The following is a 19,030-nucleotide window of genomic DNA, read 5'->3' on the forward strand; positions in this document are numbered from 1 at the left end:
GAGAAAAATTCTCGCTTTTTTTAATTCTTTGGGCAATTAGCTGGCACGAACCTTGTTCCATGCTTCAACCGCTTGCTCTTTAGTGCGCTTAAAACTACCGACCAGGGTATCTTTATGCTTTACTGAAATCTGGCTAATATCATCTTTCAGTTCTTTGCTCACTTTGCTTAAGTCTTCAATCAATGCATTCAACTCAGTTTTCAATGCATTTTTCAGTTCAAGCAAGTTACCTTGTGATGAATTCAGTTGAGTTTTAATCACTTCAATACGCTCTAAAATATCCTGCTTGATTTGCGCAAACTGGTTTTGAACATTTTGATTTAACTCTTTTGCTTCAGTCTCAATTTTTTCCTGAGTTTCTGCCAAAGCCTCTTTCACTTGACCTTGCGTTTCAGCAATCACTTCTTTCGCCTGCTCTTGTGTCTCGGCAAGCACTTCTTTTGCCTTTGCGGTTTTTTCTGCGACTGCTTCTTTCGCTTTCGCAGTTTTCTCTGCCACAGCAGTTTTCACTTCAGCCGTTTTTGCAGCAACCTCTTGTTTCGCTTTGGTTGTTTTCTCAACAACTGTATCTTTCACTTCTTCAGCCGTTACCGGTGTCGTTTGATTCTCAGCCATTTTGCTTACCCTCTTCTTGATTGTTAATTTTTGGCTAAGCATAGGATAAAACGGCTACTTCTTAGACAACATTAAAATTGTCAGACAATTTGCATAATATCTCATGATAACCATATAAAGATGAGAGATTTTGCAATAGACAGTTATCTAGTCATTTAAAAAAATAAATCGTGTAATTCCTGATTTTAATAAATAAAAACACATAGACTTTTCACGCACTCATGCGTATAATGCGCTGTTAAGTTACAAGCGAGCAGACTGGAAGGAGGGGCATGTTTTTTTAAGACAGCCTGCCTTTTTTTATGTCTTCTCGCTTTTTTACAGCCTAATTTTTGTGGTCTTAGTTCAGGAGCTTTGGTTTGAGCACCCCCGCCATTTTAGCCCTCGCAGATGGAACGATCTTTAAAGGAACGTCTATCGGTGCATCGGGTAGTACGACTGGTGAAGTCGTTTTTAACACTGCCATGACTGGTTATCAAGAAATTTTGACCGACCCAAGCTACGCACAACAAATTGTGACGTTGACTTATCCTCATATTGGAAATACTGGCTGTAATAGTGAAGACGTTGAATCAGGTCGCATCCATAAAGTATGGGCGAATGGTTTGATTATCCGCGATCTTCCTTTATTGCACAGCAACTTCCGTTCTGAACAATCACTCAGTGAATACCTGGAGCAACATAATGTTGTAGCCATCGCTGATATCGATACCCGTAAATTGACACGTATTTTACGTGACAAAGGTGCACAAAACGGCTGTATCCTTGCTGGCGAAAATATTACAGAAGAACAAGCGATTGCGAAAGCACGTGAATTTGGTGGTTTAAACGGTCTCGATCTTGCGAAAGAATGCTGTGACCCGACGGGTTTTGAATGGACTGAAGGTTCTTGGACTTTAGGTCAGGGTTTCACTCAACCAGAATTAAAATATCATGTGGTTGCATACGATTATGGTGTCAAAACCAACATCTTACGTATGCTTGCAGACCGTGGCTGTAAATTGACAGTGGTTCCTGCACAGACTCCTGCTGAAAAGGTTCTTGCTTTAAATCCGGATGGCGTGTTCTTGTCAAATGGTCCTGGTGACCCGGCAGCATGTGACTATGCCATCGAAGCAGTCAAAACCATTGTTGAAACCACAACATTGCCAGTATTCGGTATTTGTTTAGGTCATCAGATTTTAGCGCTTGCTTCAGGTGCGAAGACCATGAAAATGAATCACGGTCACCACGGCGCGAACCATCCTGTACAAAACCTTGAGAACGGTACAGTGATGATTACTTCTCAAAACCACGGCTTTGCTGTCGATGAGAGTACTTTACCAGCAAACTTGAAAGTGACACATCGCTCACTGTTTGACGGTACAAACCAAGGTATTCATCGTACTGACAAACCAGCATTCAGCTTCCAGGGTCACCCTGAAGCCAGCCCTGGTCCACATGATTGTGCGCCGTTGTTCGATCATTTCATCGAACTTATCGAAGCCGCTAAGAAGTAATTAAGGAGCGAATAATGCCTAAACGTACGGATATTAAAAGCATCTTAATTATTGGTGCTGGTCCTATTGTCATTGGTCAGGCGTGTGAGTTTGACTATTCAGGTGCGCAAGCATGTAAAGCGCTTCGTGAAGAAGGTTATCGCGTTATTCTGGTCAACTCGAATCCAGCGACCATTATGACTGACCCTGCAATGGCAGATGCAACGTATATTGAGCCAATCACTTGGCAAACTGTTGCACAAATCATTGAAAAAGAACGTCCAGATGCAGTCCTTCCAACCATGGGTGGTCAAACTGCATTGAACTGTGCCCTTGCACTTGATGAGCACGGCGTTCTTGAAAAATATAATGTTGAACTGATTGGCGCATCAAAAGACGCGATTGAAAAAGCAGAAGATCGTAAACTGTTTGATATCGCAATGCGTAAAATTGGTCTGGAATGTCCAAAAGCGGCCATTGCTGAAACAATGGAAGAAGCTTTGGCCATTCAAGCCGGTTTCGGTTTCCCTGTCATCATTCGTCCATCATTCACGATGGGTGGTTCTGGTGGTGGTATCGCTTATAACCGCGAAGAATTCCTTGAAATCTGTGAACGTGGTTTCGACCTCTCTCCTACTCACCAGTTATTGATCGATGAATCTTTGATTGGCTGGAAAGAATACGAGATGGAAGTTGTTCGTGACAAAAACGACAACTGTATCATCGTCTGTGCGATCGAAAACTTTGACCCAATGGGCGTTCACACTGGTGACTCAATCACCGTTGCGCCTGCGCAAACATTGACAGACAAAGAATATCAATTGATGCGTAATGCATCGGTTGCAGTTCTGCGTGAAATCGGTGTTGAAACAGGTGGTTCAAACGTTCAGTTCGGTATTAACCCGAAAGACGGCCGTATGGTTGTGATCGAGATGAACCCACGTGTATCACGTTCATCTGCACTTGCCTCTAAAGCAACAGGTTTCCCGATTGCAAAAATCGCGGCGAAACTTGCAGTGGGCTACACCCTTGATGAATTGAAAAATGACATCACTGGCGGCGTAACCCCAGCATCTTTTGAACCATCGATTGACTATGTTGTGACCAAGATTCCACGTTTCAACTTCGAGAAATTCCCACAAGCTGAGCCGGTATTAACCACTCAGATGAAATCTGTGGGCGAAGTGATGGCGATTGGTCGTAACTTCCAGGAATCTGTACAAAAAGCACTTCGTGGTCTTGAAGTTGGCGTCAGTGGCTTTGATGAAAAAATCGAAGCAGGTACTGCCAATGCCAAAGACATCATCCTAAAAGAGCTTAAAGTTCCGGGTCCAGAGCGTATCTGGTATGTTGCGGATGCATTCCGTCACGGTTTCTCTTTAGATGACGTATTTGAAGCAACCAAAATCGACCGCTGGTTCCTGATCCAGATCGAAGACATCATTAAAACTGAAGCTCAAGTGAAAACTTTAGGTTTTGGTGATTTAAATGCTGACAATATTCGCTCGTTCAAACGCAAAGGTTTATCTGACCTGCGTATTGCGGACTTGATGGGTATTTCACAAAAACAATTCCGTAAACATCGTTGGAACCTGGGTGTCTATCCAGTTTACAAACGTGTTGATACTTGTGCAGCAGAGTTTGAATCTGGCACTGCTTACATGTATTCAACTTATGATGAAGAATGTGAAGCAAATCCATCAAACCGTGACAAGATCATGGTGATTGGTGGCGGTCCTAACCGTATCGGTCAAGGGATCGAGTTTGACTACTGCTGTGTACACGCTGCATTAGCTATGCGTGAAGACGGTTATGAAACCATCATGGTGAACTGTAACCCTGAAACCGTTTCTACTGACTATGACACATCTGACCGTCTATACTTCGAGCCTGTAACACTTGAAGATGTACTTGAAATCGTACGTACCGAGAAGCCGAAGGGCGTGATCGTACAGTACGGTGGTCAAACACCATTAAAATTGGCGCGTGCTTTAGAAGAAGCCGGTACACCAATTATCGGTACATCTCCAGATGCAATTGACCGCGCTGAAGACCGTGAGCGTTTCCAGCAAATGATCCAGCGTTTACAGCTTCGTCAACCGAACAACAGCATCGTAAAATCTGCTGAAGAAGGTATTTCTGAAGCGGCTAAAGTAGGTTATCCGTTAGTTGTTCGCCCATCTTATGTATTGGGTGGCCGTGCGATGGAAATCGTGTATAACGAAGAAGAGCTTAAACGCTACCTTCGTGAAGCTGTACAAGCCTCAAATGAAGCGCCTGTCCTGCTTGACCATTTCCTTGATGATGCAACTGAAGTCGACGTTGACTGTGTATCTGACGGTAAAGATGTTGTGATCGGCGGTATCATGCAGCATATTGAACAGGCTGGTATTCACTCTGGTGACTCTGCATGTTCGATTCCTCCTTACTCGCTTTCTCAAGAAGTTCAGGATGAGATGCGTCGTCAAACGGTTGCAATGGCAAAAGAGCTTGGCGTAATTGGTCTGATGAACGTTCAATTTGCAGTCAAAGGCGATGACGTTTACGTACTCGAAGTGAATCCACGTGCATCCCGTACCGTGCCATTCGTATCGAAATGTATTGGTGACTCTTTAGCGAAAGTGGCTGCACGTTGTATGGCGGGCCAATCCCTTGAATCTCAAGGTTTCACTAAAGAAATCATCCCGACCCATTTCGCAGTGAAAGAAGCGGTGTTCCCATTCGCTAAATTCCCTGGCGTAGACCCAATGCTTGGCCCTGAGATGAAATCGACAGGTGAAGTCATGGGTGTGGGTACCACATTTGGTGAAGCATTCTACAAGGCAGTACTCGGTTCAAACGAACGTTTACCTGGCTTGCCAACTGAAGGCGAAGTCAAGCATGCCTTCTTGTCAGTTCGTGAATCAGACAAGAAATACATTGCCAACATCGCTCAACAGTTGATTGACTATGGTTTCAAACTTGTTGCGACCAATGGTACACACCGTGTATTGAAAGAAGCGGGTATCGAATGTGAAGCTGTCAATAAAGTGACCGAAGGTCGCCCACATATTGTTGACCGCTTGAAAAATGGTGAAATTCATCTTATTGTCAACACAACAGAAGGCAAACAAGCTCAGTATGATTCTGCCATGATTCGTCGTGCTGCCCTACAAGGCAAGGTGTACTACACCACGACAATCAACGGCGCTGAAGCAGTTTGCCAAGCATTTGCTGTGAAATTGCCAATGGATGTGTACCGCTTGCAAGATTTACAAACTGTAGGTTAATTCTCTACCGATAAAGTCCCGTCACCTTATCGGTGGCGGGCTTTTTCTTTTTTTAATCCTGTATTTTCCCAACCACTTTAGAGGGACTGAAATGCAACGTTATCCTATGACTCCCGAAGGCAAGGTTGCCTTAGAGAAAGAATTACAACAGCTCAAGACAGTTGATCGCCCACGTATTATCCAAGCGATTGCTGAAGCACGTGAGCACGGTGATTTAAAGGAAAATGCTGAATATCATGCTGCTCGTGAACAGCAAGGTTTCTGCGAAGGCCGTATTCAGGATATCGAAGGTAAACTCGGTGCAGTTCAAGAAATTGATGTCAGAACACTCGAGCAAAATGGTCGTGTTGTATTTGGTGTGACTGTTACCATTGAAAACCTGGATACCGAAGAACGTAAGACTTATAAAATTGTAGGCGATGACGAAGCAGATTTTAAAATCAATAAAATCTCAGTAAACTCCCCGATTGCTCGTGGTCTTTTAGGTAAAAACGAAGGCGACGAAGTAAAAATTCAAACACCGCAAGGTGAGGTTGAATACGAAATCGTAAGTGTGGAATATATTTAACACGCTCGATTAAGTCTCCAAAGAACTCTTCATTTATTGAAGAGTTCTTTGGTTTTGGACGTGTTATTTTCAAAAAAATGACCTTGCTCTATGCATTTATTGGTTTTTTATTTCCTCATCATCTTCAACGCCTGTTTACCTGGATGAGGAAATTTTTCCCTCATAAAAAGAACCGTATTCACTTTAGTCGTTATAATAGCGACGCTTTCCTCTCGTAGTTATTGTTAAGATATGGATCAATTAATCAACTCTCCTGTTAAACACTGGTGTGAGTTCGAGTTTATTTCTAAGACGGTGAAAAACCCCAACATCCATATCAAGGGCAATTATTCTTATTATTCTGCGTATTGGGATCAGGGCTTTGAACGTTGTGTGGTGCGTTATCTACATGATAAGCCGTCCACACCCGAGAAACCGATTGATCAACTTTATATTGGTAATTTTGTCTGTTTCGGCGCGGAATGCGTGATTATGATGGGTGGGAATCAACTGCACCGCCCTGACTGGATTTCGACCTTCCCTTTTGATACACGCAGCTTTCTGCCTGCAGGTGACACCATGATTGCAGATGGTTGCTGGATTGGTAGTCGTGCCATGATCATGCAAGGGGTGAAACTGGGTGAAGGTGCTGTGGTGGCAACAGGCGCTGTGGTCACGCAGGATGTTCCCCCTTATGCCATTGTCGGTGGTGTCCCAGCCAAAGTCATTAAGTATCGCTTTTCTGAACAAGACATTGAAAAACTGCTTTCCCTTAAACTTTATAACTTAGACGAAAAGCAGATTCTAAACATGCGGGAACAATTGCAGACGGATGATGTAGAAGCCCTTATCCAATATTTCGAGCAAAGTTAATCTAACTTTTTATAGATAAATCATAATGATAGTCCCCTTTTATTTTTATGGAAATTTCATCTATTCTTAAACACATCCAAGCTTAACCATACTGCTATAAATAATAACTATCCCTATAAAAATGCTAGGTTTTATTCTCATCGCAATAGGTCTAGAATAGAATCACAGCTCATATATTAAGCAAATTTTATTGACCCAATTCAATGCAAAATCATAAATATAAGGAGTAACAACATGGCTTATCAAAAAATCTTAGTGGCGATCGATGACTCCGAAATTGCTGCGAATGTCATCCGTGAAGCAGCTCAACTGGCGAAGGCCTTAGACAGTGAAGTGACTGTGGTTGAGGTCATGGCACTTGATCCTTATCTGGCAGATGCTTATATCCGTATGGGTCAAAGCAATGATTTGATTGAACGTGTTCGAGGTTATGTTCAGGATAATTTAACGAAAGCCGAGCAAAAATTTGAAGAGCATGGCCTGACGGTAGCCACACAAATCTTAGAAGGCTTTGCCGTGCATCAGGAAATTATTGGCGCAGCGCAAAACCTAGGTGCTGACCTGATCGTGATGGGTTCACATGGTCGTACAGGCTTTAAACAGTTTGTCTTGGGTAGCGTGGCACAAAAGGTTTTGGCTGAAAGCCATATTCCAGTATTGATTGTTCGCTAGAAGGTAAATACTGCCGGATTGATAAAAAACATGGTAAAGGTTTACCATGTTTTTTATTTTGAATTATTGAGTTTTTAATTCAATAGGTTTGGCTTTTTCTAAAACATCATTCGAAATTTCATTGGTCGATACAATTGTTAATGATTGGCCCTTAGCCTGAAGTTTCTCTTTATTCAGATCATTTAAAACAACATTGGTATCTTTGGTATTTAGGCTATACATCGCACCAGTTGCCGGATCGATAATGAGTAATCCTAAAATACCACCGAATAGAATATTACCGACATACCAGCCGTTTACACTTGAACTTACGGTAATTTCTTTCTTTTCATAGCCTTCTTTTTCAAAAATAACCGTATATCTTTCAGGAACAAAGAAGCCGGCACCGCGGTTTAAACTGACCGTAACAGGTGCTTTACCCACATGAATTTTTTTTCCATCACGATTTAAAATTGTAATATCACTTAACTCTGGCGTACTTTGGAACGTCATGGTTTGGGTTTTACCCGAAATGATGCTGGCACAACCAGATAAACTGAGAACAACAGCCCCACAAAGTAGAGAAATTTTTTTCATTTAAATACCAAAAACACTAGTGTAATTTTATGTATCGAAGTGTAAATAAACTGTAAAATAATTTCAAGATATTCATTCTGGTTTAGTCTGAGATTATTTAAGGCTGCCAGCCAAAGGTTTTTAAACTGACCTTGCCATTTAATAAATAGATTCCCTCTTGTTCTAATAACATCTGTTGAACATTTTCACCACGCTGATTGATGCGAGTTACACTGATTTTTCCTTGAGAATTAATAACACGATACCACGGGATTTCACTTTGCTTGTCTAAATGCTTGAGCACATAACCGACTAAACGCGCATGTTTAGGCAAGCCCGCCAACTTGGCAACTTGTCCATAACTTGCCACTTTGCCATATGGAATCAACGCAATCACTTCCAAGATTTGTCGATGTAGTTCATTGGTATCTTGCACAATACAACCTATAAAAATCTGCTAAGATGATAAAAATCATGCGAAAACGCTAGACACAATAATTAAAATGCTACGACTTGAGAGAACAACAATGCGGTTAAAATTCACAGCACTGACAGTATGCTGTCTGGTCTTTAGTGCATCCTGTACCACACAAAAATCACCTGTAAAAATCACACCTTATAAATATCACGCAGGTGCTTCAGATGACTTGCCTGTAGTCAATGTCAGTTTTATTTTTACCACCAATCGTCCTGAAGCCCAAGCCTTTGATAGCAAAAAGCAAATGTATAAAGAGCTGGGCATCCTGAACCAGTATTTTGTCGATGAAAATAATCAAAAAATCTTTAAGTTCAAATTCCATCGCTACTATTCTTATCAAGACTTTAGTAAACGAAAATGTGATCTGGCCAATCAACTCAATCAGCCCAGAGCCTTGATTGCCGATAATATTCCTGGTGCAGTAAAAACCTGCTTTCCTCGTCGCAAAAGCAAGGAAGTGCTGTTTTTTATTTATGATTCCTACGGCGATAAACTCAAATATGCCGATGTGACCAGTTGGGGCTTTAGAAACCAGGGTCAGCCTTTTATTTTAATTGACTGGGAACGCCTAAATTACCAGATTCAGGCCGCCAGTGTACACGAGATGGGCCATGCTTTTGGCTTAAGCCATGTCTGTGCCCCGAAAGCCACCAAAGCCACACCAACCAATATTATGACCAGTTATGACTGTAAACTCGGTAGCGGTGGCTTACGTAATCTCGGCTTCACCCAAGAACAGCTCAGTATCATGCTCGAGAATTACAAACGTTATCCTTAAAATTTTAGCTGGATATAACGACCCAAATGATCTTGTCCCAACCTGTAATCTACCGAATTGAGTTGACCGGTTAAAAAAGCCTGTGCTTGCTTGAATTGTGCTTCATTTACAGGATAAGGCTGCCAAAAGCTGTGTAAATTATCCGTGAAGATTGGATAAAGCTGTACGCTTTGCGCCTTTAAATTGATTCGAACCACCAGTCCGTACGGCAAAGCCTGATATTTTTCAAACTCGCCATTGCTATTAAATACGCCATTGCCAATTCCGAATATGACCGGTTTATGCTGAATATACTGCATTGGCTGCAGAGTATGCGCACCATGACCAATCACCAGATCAGCACCGATCCGGGTTAACACCTGTGCAAGCTGTTCCTGTTCAGGATGCGTGCTTTTAAAATCGATGCCCCAATGACAAATCACAATAATTTTATGCTGTGGATATTGCTGTCGATACTGCATGATTTGTTCAAATAGAATGGCATTGATACTCGCCACACCTGCACTCTGCCCCAATGCATAAAAGTCATGCGCTTGATAAGCCGTCTGCCGATGCCAATAGCCATTAAAAATCGCAACTGTTTGCTGTTCAGCATGAATTTGCAGGCACTGATGCGCCTGCTGTTGATCAGCCCCTGCCCCGATAAAATTAATCTCAGCTTGATCTAACAACGCTAAAGTATGTACAAGGCTTGGAGTACCATAGTCTTTTAAATGATTATTGGCGAGACATAGCGTATTCAAATGCACGTGCTTAAACTCGGCCAGAGTCGGTTCAGGCTGTGCTCCCAGAATAAAGGCTTTTTTATCATTAAGCGGCGAATCTTGATCAAGGTTGAATACGGCTTCAAAATTGGCAATATTGATCTCATCTTCATGGAAAAACGGTTTGATCTTCTCAAAAGAATGCGCATAGCCATAACGTTGTAGCGCATCGTCTATGCCCTTGTTTTTTCTTTTATGGGTATAAAACTCACCGAAATAGGTATCGCCAATGATATTGATCCATTCACGTTTGGCCTGAATCTGTTTGGCAGGCAATAAAGCAGGTTCAAAATAGTGATAATACGGCAGCAGATGGTCAATCCGATGCAAATTATCCAAGAGATAAAAAATGCCTAGACTCTGATTTTCATGGCGATAAGAAAAATAATAATGTTGCTGCTGATTTGAGAGAATCAGGACAGCATCGAGCTGGCAACAGCTTAATACAGCGCTGAATGGTGCAATCTGCTGCCCTGCAAGCTTGAATGTTTTGACAAATACCGTATGCAATAAGGATACAGGCACGTTAAAGATGGCTTGGGCAAGACCTGATAAATTTTGCAGGGTATTCTGTACATGACGGTCTGGATCAGGCAGTTGCAATCCAAATTGCCGGGCAGTCTGCACCATCTGGATTTGAGCCTGCTGCCAATCGCCAAACAAAGCACAACCAAGTGCCTGCTTGTGCTCAAGCCTTTGGGTAAAACTCCAATATTGCAATAGCACCAAAACAGAAGCCCCCTGTTTCAGCAACTGTCCCTGTTGATGGTGCTGTTCAAACGGCTGCTCGATTACTATCTTCTGCTCAAGTTGCACCTGACCTGCAACAATAGCTTGCAAAGCCAGATAAACTAAAATCCAGTCACTACAGTCGCCTGCGATTTTAGTCTGCCAGAGCGGATGCTGATAATTTTCATTGCCAATTCGACTGATGATCTTGATTTCTTGAGGAGAGCGCATGGGTTTTATCCTCAATGTTTCAGTTTTCAAAATGCTGAACATAGGCCACATAACCGGAAAGATTATGTTCCTGATCATCAATACGGACACGGAAGCGGTCATGCCGGACATAAAAGGCATTCAGACACTTTTCAGGACAGGCCATATACATGGCCACTTCGGGATAGAAAAATCCGGTGCGCTGAAAATCGCTACGAAACTCGATCAGCTTTTTTAAATCATCAAACTGAGCCTGTACAAATAGCTCATGCAAACCCAAATCCCGAATCCGGCACAGCATTTGATAAGCCGCCATCATCATTTCCAGCAAAGTGGCATAGGCGGTTTTACGATTGCGGATAAACACCAGATGCCTGCGATAATTGTTGATCCCAAATTGAAAATATTTTTCCTCTGGACAAATTTTGGTGAGCTCATTGCTACAGTAACTCAGCCAATGGTCATGATAACGATCATATTTTTGTTCGATAAAGCGTTCAAACATGCGCTTGACCGTGCTTAGCAGCTTTTCATCAGCCTGTAGCTGATAAAGTCGTAACAAAGCCAAGGCCGCTTCACCGTCATAATAAATAATGCGAAACTTTTCTTTCACGCTATAGTCTGGGTAGTGCAGGACATGTACGGTTTCGCCTGCAGCATTGACCATCGACAAAATACCATTGGCCAAGGCTTGGGCAAACTTCAGATAATGATCATCCCCTGTCATTTCCTGATATTTACTCAACATCAGAATTGCAGCGGCATTGGCACCCAGCTTGATTTCATTCAGTTGGCTGAGATCTGCGCCATCTAACATATAAGCCAGACCACTTTGCTTTTCGATATAGAAATGTTTTAAGGCATATTCAATGGCTGTCTGGATTTTTGCGATTCTGTGCTGTTGTGGGAAAAGTGACAATGTCTCAATCAAGGCATAGGTCGAAGTACAATGCCGCACCGTGTTATAGCTACGGATGTCACGGTCATAGGCTGGAAAAAAACCATAGATAAAACGTCCATCCGCCTGAATCTGCTGTTCAAGAAACTGGGCGTTGGCCTCAATCATCTGCATGAAATGCTGTTTTTTGTCATCTGTTAAATAGCGAATTCCATGTTCAGTAAATTGGCTGTGTAAAGGAAAGAGTTGGCCATGTTCATAAAATATGGCATGACTATCAAAGCTCCAGACCTGCTGGATTTCACTGAGCTTGAGCGGACTCTCTTGATGCGGATATTTCTTTGAAATACTGGTATTCAGGTTATCTTCATCAAAAAAGTTGGGCGTGTCATAACTCAAGCCACGGATGATGGCCTTGCCATAAAGTTCCTGTTCCAAAAAACAGGTCTGGAAGTGTTGATCAAAACTGATGCCTTTGCGATAATGATTATTATGAAATTGGCATTTTAAGTCTTGTTCAATTTGCTGCCAGTGCTTTGGCTGGATGTTATAGGCCAGATCAAATTTTAACAATTCTGCCAGTTGTCCCTGCTCGTTGAATTGTTTATCCAGAAAAGTAAACAACGCCTGTTGCGCAGATTGTAACTCAGTCAATGCAGTATTCCAGACCTGGCAACGTTGGGTTCTTTCGCCATAAGACAAGAAAATAACCGTATGGGTGAAACCCAGATGTTGCTGAATCTTTTCAAAGTAAGCACTGAGTTGATGTTTGAGTTGTTCAAGTGCTGAAATCGTCGTAATCGTCATGTCTTCAGTTGTTAGAATTTTTAAGCGTTTTAAACAAGATAGCACAATTTTTTATGATCTTCTCAAAATGAAAAAAGAGAACCCGAAGGTTCTCTTTTTATGCTAAAGCTTTAGGATTAGTAAATGATCTGGTTGTTATTTAACAGCGTATTCAGATCTGTTGTCACCCCTTCAAGTACCAACAATGGTGTATACGTACTGCTACCAAGGATACCAGGATCACCATTACGATCGATTTCAATCGTTGTATTACCACCACTTGTGGTTACACGGAGGTACTCGCCAATATTCAGTGCATTTTGATCACCATCCAACAGATGCTGGATATCGATCTTGTCTGCCTGATCATTGTAGTTCGCTGCACCAGTATTGGTGTTGCCAACAACAAAGTCTGTCCAGTGATCAACACCATTACCGCCTGTATTTGCACCATTACCCGCTGATGCCGCACTACCATTCAGGATTTGGAAGATCAAGGTATCTGATCCAGTACCTGTGGTGAAGGTATCATTGGCAGTTGTACTGGTATAAAGCAGGTTGTAATCCGTATGGGTCAAATCAATATTCAAGGTAGAAGTTGACTCGACACCTGTTGCAGAAATGATCTTGTAGTCAATGCTATCCGCCGATGTTAAATGTGTAGTCACATTGACATCATTTGGACGGTATTCATAGGTACCATTGGCCTGCATGATCAGGATACCGTTACCGGTATTGATACTTTGTCCAATCGCATCGACATAAGATCCAGCGACGCTATCCCACACCTGAAGTTTATAACCTTCATGTGTTGGAAGACCTGTATCCGCAACCCCACCAATATCATCTCCGAGTAACACGTTACCGTTGATCCATTCAGAGCTGTATTGATTCAGATGAATTGTGGTTGTGGTGACACTTGTATCCAAGGTAGTTGCGCCTAGAGATACGCCTTGTAAAGTGTATTGAACACGATACAGACCCGCTGCCAGATAATCGACATTGTCCTGGAAGGCCACACTGCCCGCCTGAATTGTTGCAACACTACCCAAGGCAGTTTGTGAACCAGTGTAGATAGTATTGGTCCAGGTCACTCCACCATCGTTACTGCGTTGAATCACGTAACTGACTGTTGGCAACAAACTCGCAAGTGGTTGAGCCGTATAAACTGCCGCCAGATCAATATTGGCCACTGTTCCGGCCGCTACCGTAAAGCTATTTGAAGTCACCGAAGTTGAACCAATGAGATTGACCGTAATATTCGGACTATCGACATCAACAGCTGCATCTCTGCTATTCGAGAAGTCTATTGTTGCCACTGCATTGTCTGCATTGGCTGTGAATTGAACCACACCATCATTGCCAGGGTTGACTGTATCCCAAACCACAGTTGCATCAGGTGAACCGACTTGAATATGCAATTGCGCCGTATCGGTCGCACCGGTCAACACGTCACGGATGGTATAGGTAAAGGTATCAACTTTACCCACCGCACTTAAATCAGTGGTATTTGGCGTATAGGTGTACTCGCCGTTGGCAGAGATCACCAAGGTACCATAAGCCCCAACGATGGTTGTATTGGTTCCGATGGTTTCAGTTGGCGCCCCAGCAACTTCTGAAGTCACTGTTGAAACCTGTGTGGTCAAGGTAATTGAATCACCTGTTAACACATTGCCTTCAGCCTCAATCGCAGTATTGGTTGGTGCAACGGTATAGTCGAAGTCATCTTTCACTACACTCATGGTACCCAAGATACCGACGCCCACACCGGTGTAGACCATGAAGGCGCGGTATTCGCCCTGACCTAGATCAGGTACTGTTACACCAATACCACCACTACCTAACAGACCGATATTAAGCAATCCAGTGCTTGAACCACCATCAATGTTATGCCAAGTACCATCTGCTGCTTTTTCTTGCAGAACCACCTTGTAGTCATTGAATAAAGACAGTGAAACTGTTGGTGCGTAAGAGAAGGTCACGTCCGCACCATGTCCAGCTGCAATATTAAATTTCACACTTGGTGTACCCAGTAATGAAAGGTTGAGGTTCTCAGACACACCCACCAGTAACAGATAACTTGCTGAACCGACGGCAACACCCAACTGACCTTGTGGAACAACATCGATACCCGCAGACACCACATCATCAATCGCATCTACAGGTGTAGCCACGATATCAGCCGGTTGTGACGGATCCGCCGGATTCCAGGTCATATCGACCGCATCGCTGTCAATATGGAAGTACAAGGTGGCTTGCGATGAATTCACCCCGTCCGTCAAGGTATAGGTAAATTGATCGACTTGGCCCACACCACTTGCATTGGCAGTTGGTTGATAGCTGTAATTACCATTGGCGTAAATCGACAATGTACCGTAGTCACCGACAATGGTTGTGACACCCGTCGCATTCACTGCATGTGCAACACCATTGAATTCAACGCTGGTGATGCTACTGAAACCAGATGCAGTATCTGCATGTCCATTGAGACCAATGTCATGGATCACATTACCTTCTGCAGCTTCTACGCTGTAACCGGTGATGTTGGTTGCATCAAATACATCTTTCTGAACAGAAAGCGTACCCAGCAAGCTGACACCGATACCGCTACCCGCATAGGTCATGAAGGCTCTGTACTGACCTGCACCCAGACCCTCTAATGTCACTGAATTACCACCAAAGGCTGCAAGGCTCAGTAAATCAGCTTCCCCTGTACCATGTACGGCTACCCATTGATTGGTCGCAGTATCAAATTTCTGAACCACGAGTACATAGTCAGCAAGCAGGCTTGCGTCGATTAATGCACTGTAATTGAATGTCACATCGTTTAGGGTGTTGTCGGTTAAGGTAAAGCCAACACCTTGTCCACCCAACTGGAAGTCAAAGTTCTCGGTTAAGCTTAATAACGCTAGATATAAGTAACTACCAGCTGCAACATCGTTACCAATTTGCAGATATTCCGGATTAATCTCGGCAACTGCAAGGTCATCAACTGCAATCACTGGCGTACTGTTGCCAATGGTGAAGTCCAGACTTGCACTTGAGGTATTGCCACCCAAAGGATCTGACAAGGTATAAGTGAAGTGATCCACCAGACCTAGATTTGCATTGGTATTATTCGGTGTATAGATATAATCGCCATTTGCAAATATTTGCAGTGTTCCGTATTGACCGACAATGGTTGCACCATTGGTGAGATCAACTGTGGTTGTTACCCCGTTGAACGTTACAGAACCAACCACGGTATAGCCTGTGACTGAGTCGGCATTGGTACCCACACCTAGACCAGTAATCACGTTGCCTTCTACTGCAACACCTGTGTAATCCACTTGTGTTGGATCAAAGACATCCATGGTACCCGTCAATGTGCCCAGGATACTCTTACCGTATAGACCGTTATAGGTCATGAAGGCACGGTATTGTCCTTCTTCCAGACCTTCAAGAACCACACCCGGTGTTGCATTCAAGCCGATACCTAACACGCTGAGGTTAAGTAAAGATGCTTCACTGCTACCGGTAATTGATTCCCAACGGTTTGTGACCGTGTTGAATTTCTGTACAACAAGCTGGTAATCGCCCAATGCGCCTTCATTAATCAGACTACTGTATTTGAAGGTTGCCGTACCTTGCTCACCCGCAGCCACATTGAAGTTCACTGTGCTGTTCACGAATGGTAAAGGTGCTTGGAGGTTGATACCTGCCAACGATAGCAATGCAAGGTAAGTTGCGCTGCCCAGTGCACGGTCATCTTCAATAAGATGCGGTTGCGCACTAATTCCAGCATTCACGGCATCGTCTGCTGCAATAATGGTTACGGTTGCAGGTTCTGATGGATCCGCTGGGTTCCAGTTCATATCGACAACTTTACTATCGAGGTGAACATAGAAGGTCGCTTGTGAAGTGGTACCTGATGCCGGATCACGTAAGGTATAGGTAAATTCATCGACCTGTCCTAAACCAGCACTGTCAGGATTTGGTGTATAGGTGTAGTCACCATTTGGATAGATCACCAAGGTACCATGAGCTCCTGGCACCGTAGTTGGAGAGCCAGTGATGGCAACACCGTTAATTTCACTGATGACACTGTTTGGTGTAGCAATGTCAATTGCACCATTGGTATTTGGATCAGAGATCAGGTTACCGTGTGCTGCAACAACATCGTAGCCAGTAATCACCGCAGGGTTGTAGAGATCAACCTCACCGTTCAGGGTAACACCGACTGCACCACCGACCAGACCATTGAAGGACAAGAATGCTCTATATTCGCCTTCGGTCAAGCCTGCAATTTGCGCGGTTGGTGTGTTACCTAATAAGGTCAGATTCAGTAATGAACGGTCACCTGTACCATTCACCGCTTCCCATTGACCGGTCACTTCATTGTATTTTTGCAATACAACATTGTAGTTACCGAGTGCCGATGCGCCAATCAGACTGTTGAAGCTAAAGGTTGCAACACCTTCTTGTCCAGCAGCGACATTGAAATCAACAGTATCCACAGTCAGCAATTGCAAGTCGACCAGATTTCCGACATTCAACAAGACACCATAGAATGCTGAATCTGTTTCTGTGCCCACCAATTGGTATTGTGGATTGATTTCCACTTCTACCAAGTTGTCCGCAGCACGGATTGAATCAAACACAATATTCAGATTGGCTTGTGTGGTCGCACCTGTGACCGGATCGGTTAAGGTATAAGTGAATTGATCTGTTTGACCCACACCCGAGCCATTCGCGAACGGAACATAGGTATAACTACCATCTTGATGGAAGGTAATCGTTCCATATTGACCATCGAAGCTTTCACCATCGGCATCAATCGCATGACCATTCACCGAAGAAACAATCGTGGTCGATGTAATTTGATCGACTTGTCCAGTTGGATCTGGATCAAGGATCACGTTACCTTCGGCATTACCGACTTCGTATCCGCCAGGGATCGATAGATCATAGTCATCCATCGTCGCAGACAAGGTACCAAGTACACCAACACCTAATAAGCCATCGTAAGTCAGGAAGCCGCGGTATTGACCCGCTTCTAAACCTTCAAGTACGACACCCGGAACATTACCGATGCCAAGACCGAGTAAGTGCAAGCTAAGCAATGAAGCATCGCTATCGCCGTGGATAGATTCCCACTGATTGGTTGTGGTATTAAATTTTTGTACCACTAATTTATAGTCTGACAACAATGCAGCATCAATTAAGCCACTGTATTGGAAGGTCACTGTACCCTCATGCCCAGTCTGTACATCAAAACCGATTGAGTTACCACCAAGTTGAAGATCAATGCCTGCCAATGAAGTTAACAATAGGTATGAGGTACTACCCAAGCTCACATCATCTTGTACCAATGCCGGTTGTGGGCTAAGCACTGCATGTCCAATGTTGTCATAAGCGATTAAGGTACCGGTGTTCACCGTATAAGTGACATCACCAGTGACATTACCGACGTTACCTGCTGCATCTGTCGCCTTCACAGTGACATTAATCACTTTATCAGCATCTGCAACCAGCTCTGCACCGGCTACGGAGATACTCCATACACCGCCTGCTTGAACTGTGGTGTTAATATCCACACCATTTACATTGACGATGACTGCATCACCAACCGTAAACTCTCCAGTGACCGTACCGCTAATGGTCTGGTTCAATCCTGCTTCAATTGAGTCAACAATATTGTCACCTGTAATCGGATCAATCGTGACTGTCGTTGTCGCACTATCTGGTGGAGTAATATCCACGGTATAGACTTGAGTATCGATGATGTTGCTACTGTTACCTACCGCATCGGTGAAGGTGGCTGTAGCCGCAATGGTCTTGTCTATATCCGCCAACAGGTCACTACCTGCTACATCTGCAGTCCATGTACCCGCTGCTGCATCTACAGTTGCAGTGTATGTCACGCCATTGATGACTAAAGTCACCACTGTGGTGGCTGCATCTGCAGGGATACCGGTTAAGGTCCCTGTGATGGTCACTGTACCAGCTGATTCTGTTGCGTTAAGAACGTTGTCTGCTGTAACAGCATCAATATTCAGTGTCGCACCAGTGGTATCTGGCGGAGTAAGATCCACAGGTTCTGTACCTGGTACAGACGGGTTGCCTGCAGGGTCGGTGGCAATCGCAGTGATGGTATCACCATCCACCAGACCGCCTGGGTTTGGTACAGTCCATTCGCCTGTTACCGGATCAGTCACCACATCAACTGTGCTGCCATCCGGGAAGGTCACAGTCACGGTTGAACCTGGTTCTGCTGTACCGGTGATTGGATCGGTACCATTGACTGGATCAATCTCTGGGGCATTCGGTGCAGTCACATCCACGTTATAGACTTGGGTGTCAGTCACGCTGCTGCTGTTACCGGCTGCATCGGTGAAG

The 19,030-nt window shown here is 43.7% G+C and carries 12 protein-coding genes; 6 read left to right on the forward strand and 6 right to left on the reverse strand.

What is annotated here, in order from left to right; all coding sequences use genetic code 11:
* Positions 1 to 36 precede the first annotated feature (36 nt).
* Positions 37 to 615, reverse strand: a complete 579-nt coding sequence (locus tag JO943_RS11210; RefSeq protein ID WP_199949849.1) for a hypothetical protein — start codon at positions 613 to 615, stop codon at positions 37 to 39.
* Positions 616 to 974: 359 nt separating this feature from the next.
* On the opposite strand from JO943_RS11210, the gene carA reads away from it, so the two are divergent.
* The 5 genes from carA to JO943_RS11235 all read left to right on the forward strand — a co-directional run bounded on the left by carA (position 975) and on the right by JO943_RS11235 (position 7,454).
* Positions 975 to 2,114, forward strand: coding sequence for a glutamine-hydrolyzing carbamoyl-phosphate synthase small subunit (gene carA / locus JO943_RS11215; RefSeq protein ID WP_005231896.1), 1,140 nt, complete (start codon positions 975 to 977; stop codon positions 2,112 to 2,114).
* 14 nt (positions 2,115 to 2,128) lie between these two features.
* A complete protein-coding gene (gene carB, locus JO943_RS11220; protein ID WP_005231897.1) occupies positions 2,129 to 5,362 on the forward strand; it encodes a carbamoyl-phosphate synthase large subunit in 3,234 nt (1,077 codons plus the stop codon).
* 91 nt (positions 5,363 to 5,453) lie between these two features.
* Positions 5,454 to 5,930 carry a transcription elongation factor GreA gene (gene greA, locus JO943_RS11225; RefSeq protein WP_005231898.1) on the forward strand — a complete coding sequence of 159 codons (477 nt, stop codon included), beginning with the start codon at positions 5,454 to 5,456 and terminating at the stop codon, positions 5,928 to 5,930.
* A gap of 231 nt (positions 5,931 to 6,161) precedes the next feature.
* Complete coding sequence (locus JO943_RS11230; RefSeq protein ID WP_202740798.1) at positions 6,162 to 6,782, forward strand: CatB-related O-acetyltransferase; 621 nt, start codon at positions 6,162 to 6,164, stop codon at positions 6,780 to 6,782.
* A gap of 234 nt (positions 6,783 to 7,016) precedes the next feature.
* Positions 7,017 to 7,454: a universal stress protein gene (locus tag JO943_RS11235; protein WP_005231901.1), complete on the forward strand. Its 438-nt coding sequence runs from the start codon at positions 7,017 to 7,019 to the stop codon at positions 7,452 to 7,454.
* Between the two features lie 63 nt (positions 7,455 to 7,517).
* Here the strand turns inward: JO943_RS11235 and JO943_RS11240 are convergent, their stop codons facing one another.
* Both JO943_RS11240 and JO943_RS11245 read right to left on the reverse strand, forming a co-directional pair.
* Complete coding sequence (locus tag JO943_RS11240; RefSeq protein WP_032874675.1) at positions 7,518 to 8,030, reverse strand: hypothetical protein; 513 nt, start codon at positions 8,028 to 8,030, stop codon at positions 7,518 to 7,520.
* 97 nt (positions 8,031 to 8,127) lie between these two features.
* The gene (locus tag JO943_RS11245) at positions 8,128 to 8,445 is read right to left on the reverse strand and encodes an MGMT family protein (RefSeq protein ID WP_005231903.1); all 318 of its coding nucleotides are present in this window, start codon (positions 8,443 to 8,445) and stop codon (positions 8,128 to 8,130) included.
* Between the two features lie 91 nt (positions 8,446 to 8,536).
* Here JO943_RS11245 and JO943_RS11250 point away from each other — a divergent pair, with 91 nt between their 5' ends.
* Positions 8,537 to 9,265, forward strand: a complete 729-nt coding sequence (locus JO943_RS11250) for a metalloprotease (RefSeq protein WP_032870245.1) — start codon at positions 8,537 to 8,539, stop codon at positions 9,263 to 9,265.
* Here JO943_RS11250 and JO943_RS11255 read toward each other — a convergent pair.
* From JO943_RS11255 to JO943_RS11265, 3 genes are all read right to left on the reverse strand, one after another.
* Positions 9,262 to 10,989 carry a CapA family protein gene (locus tag JO943_RS11255; protein ID WP_202740799.1) on the reverse strand — a complete coding sequence of 576 codons (1,728 nt, stop codon included), beginning with the start codon at positions 10,987 to 10,989 and terminating at the stop codon, positions 9,262 to 9,264. The genes JO943_RS11250 and JO943_RS11255 overlap by 4 nt on opposite strands.
* A 19-nt stretch (positions 10,990 to 11,008) precedes the next feature.
* A complete protein-coding gene (locus JO943_RS11260) occupies positions 11,009 to 12,673 on the reverse strand; it encodes a poly alpha-glucosyltransferase (protein WP_202740800.1) in 1,665 nt (554 codons plus the stop codon).
* A gap of 116 nt (positions 12,674 to 12,789) precedes the next feature.
* On the reverse strand, positions 12,790 to 19,030 hold a 6,241-nt coding region (locus JO943_RS11265; RefSeq protein WP_202740801.1), incomplete at its 5' end, for a BapA/Bap/LapF family large adhesin.

The sequence above is a fragment of the Acinetobacter sp. 'aerobic (ED)' genome (genome assembly GCF_904886855.1).
Lineage (GTDB): Bacteria > Pseudomonadota > Gammaproteobacteria > Pseudomonadales > Moraxellaceae > Acinetobacter > Acinetobacter courvalinii.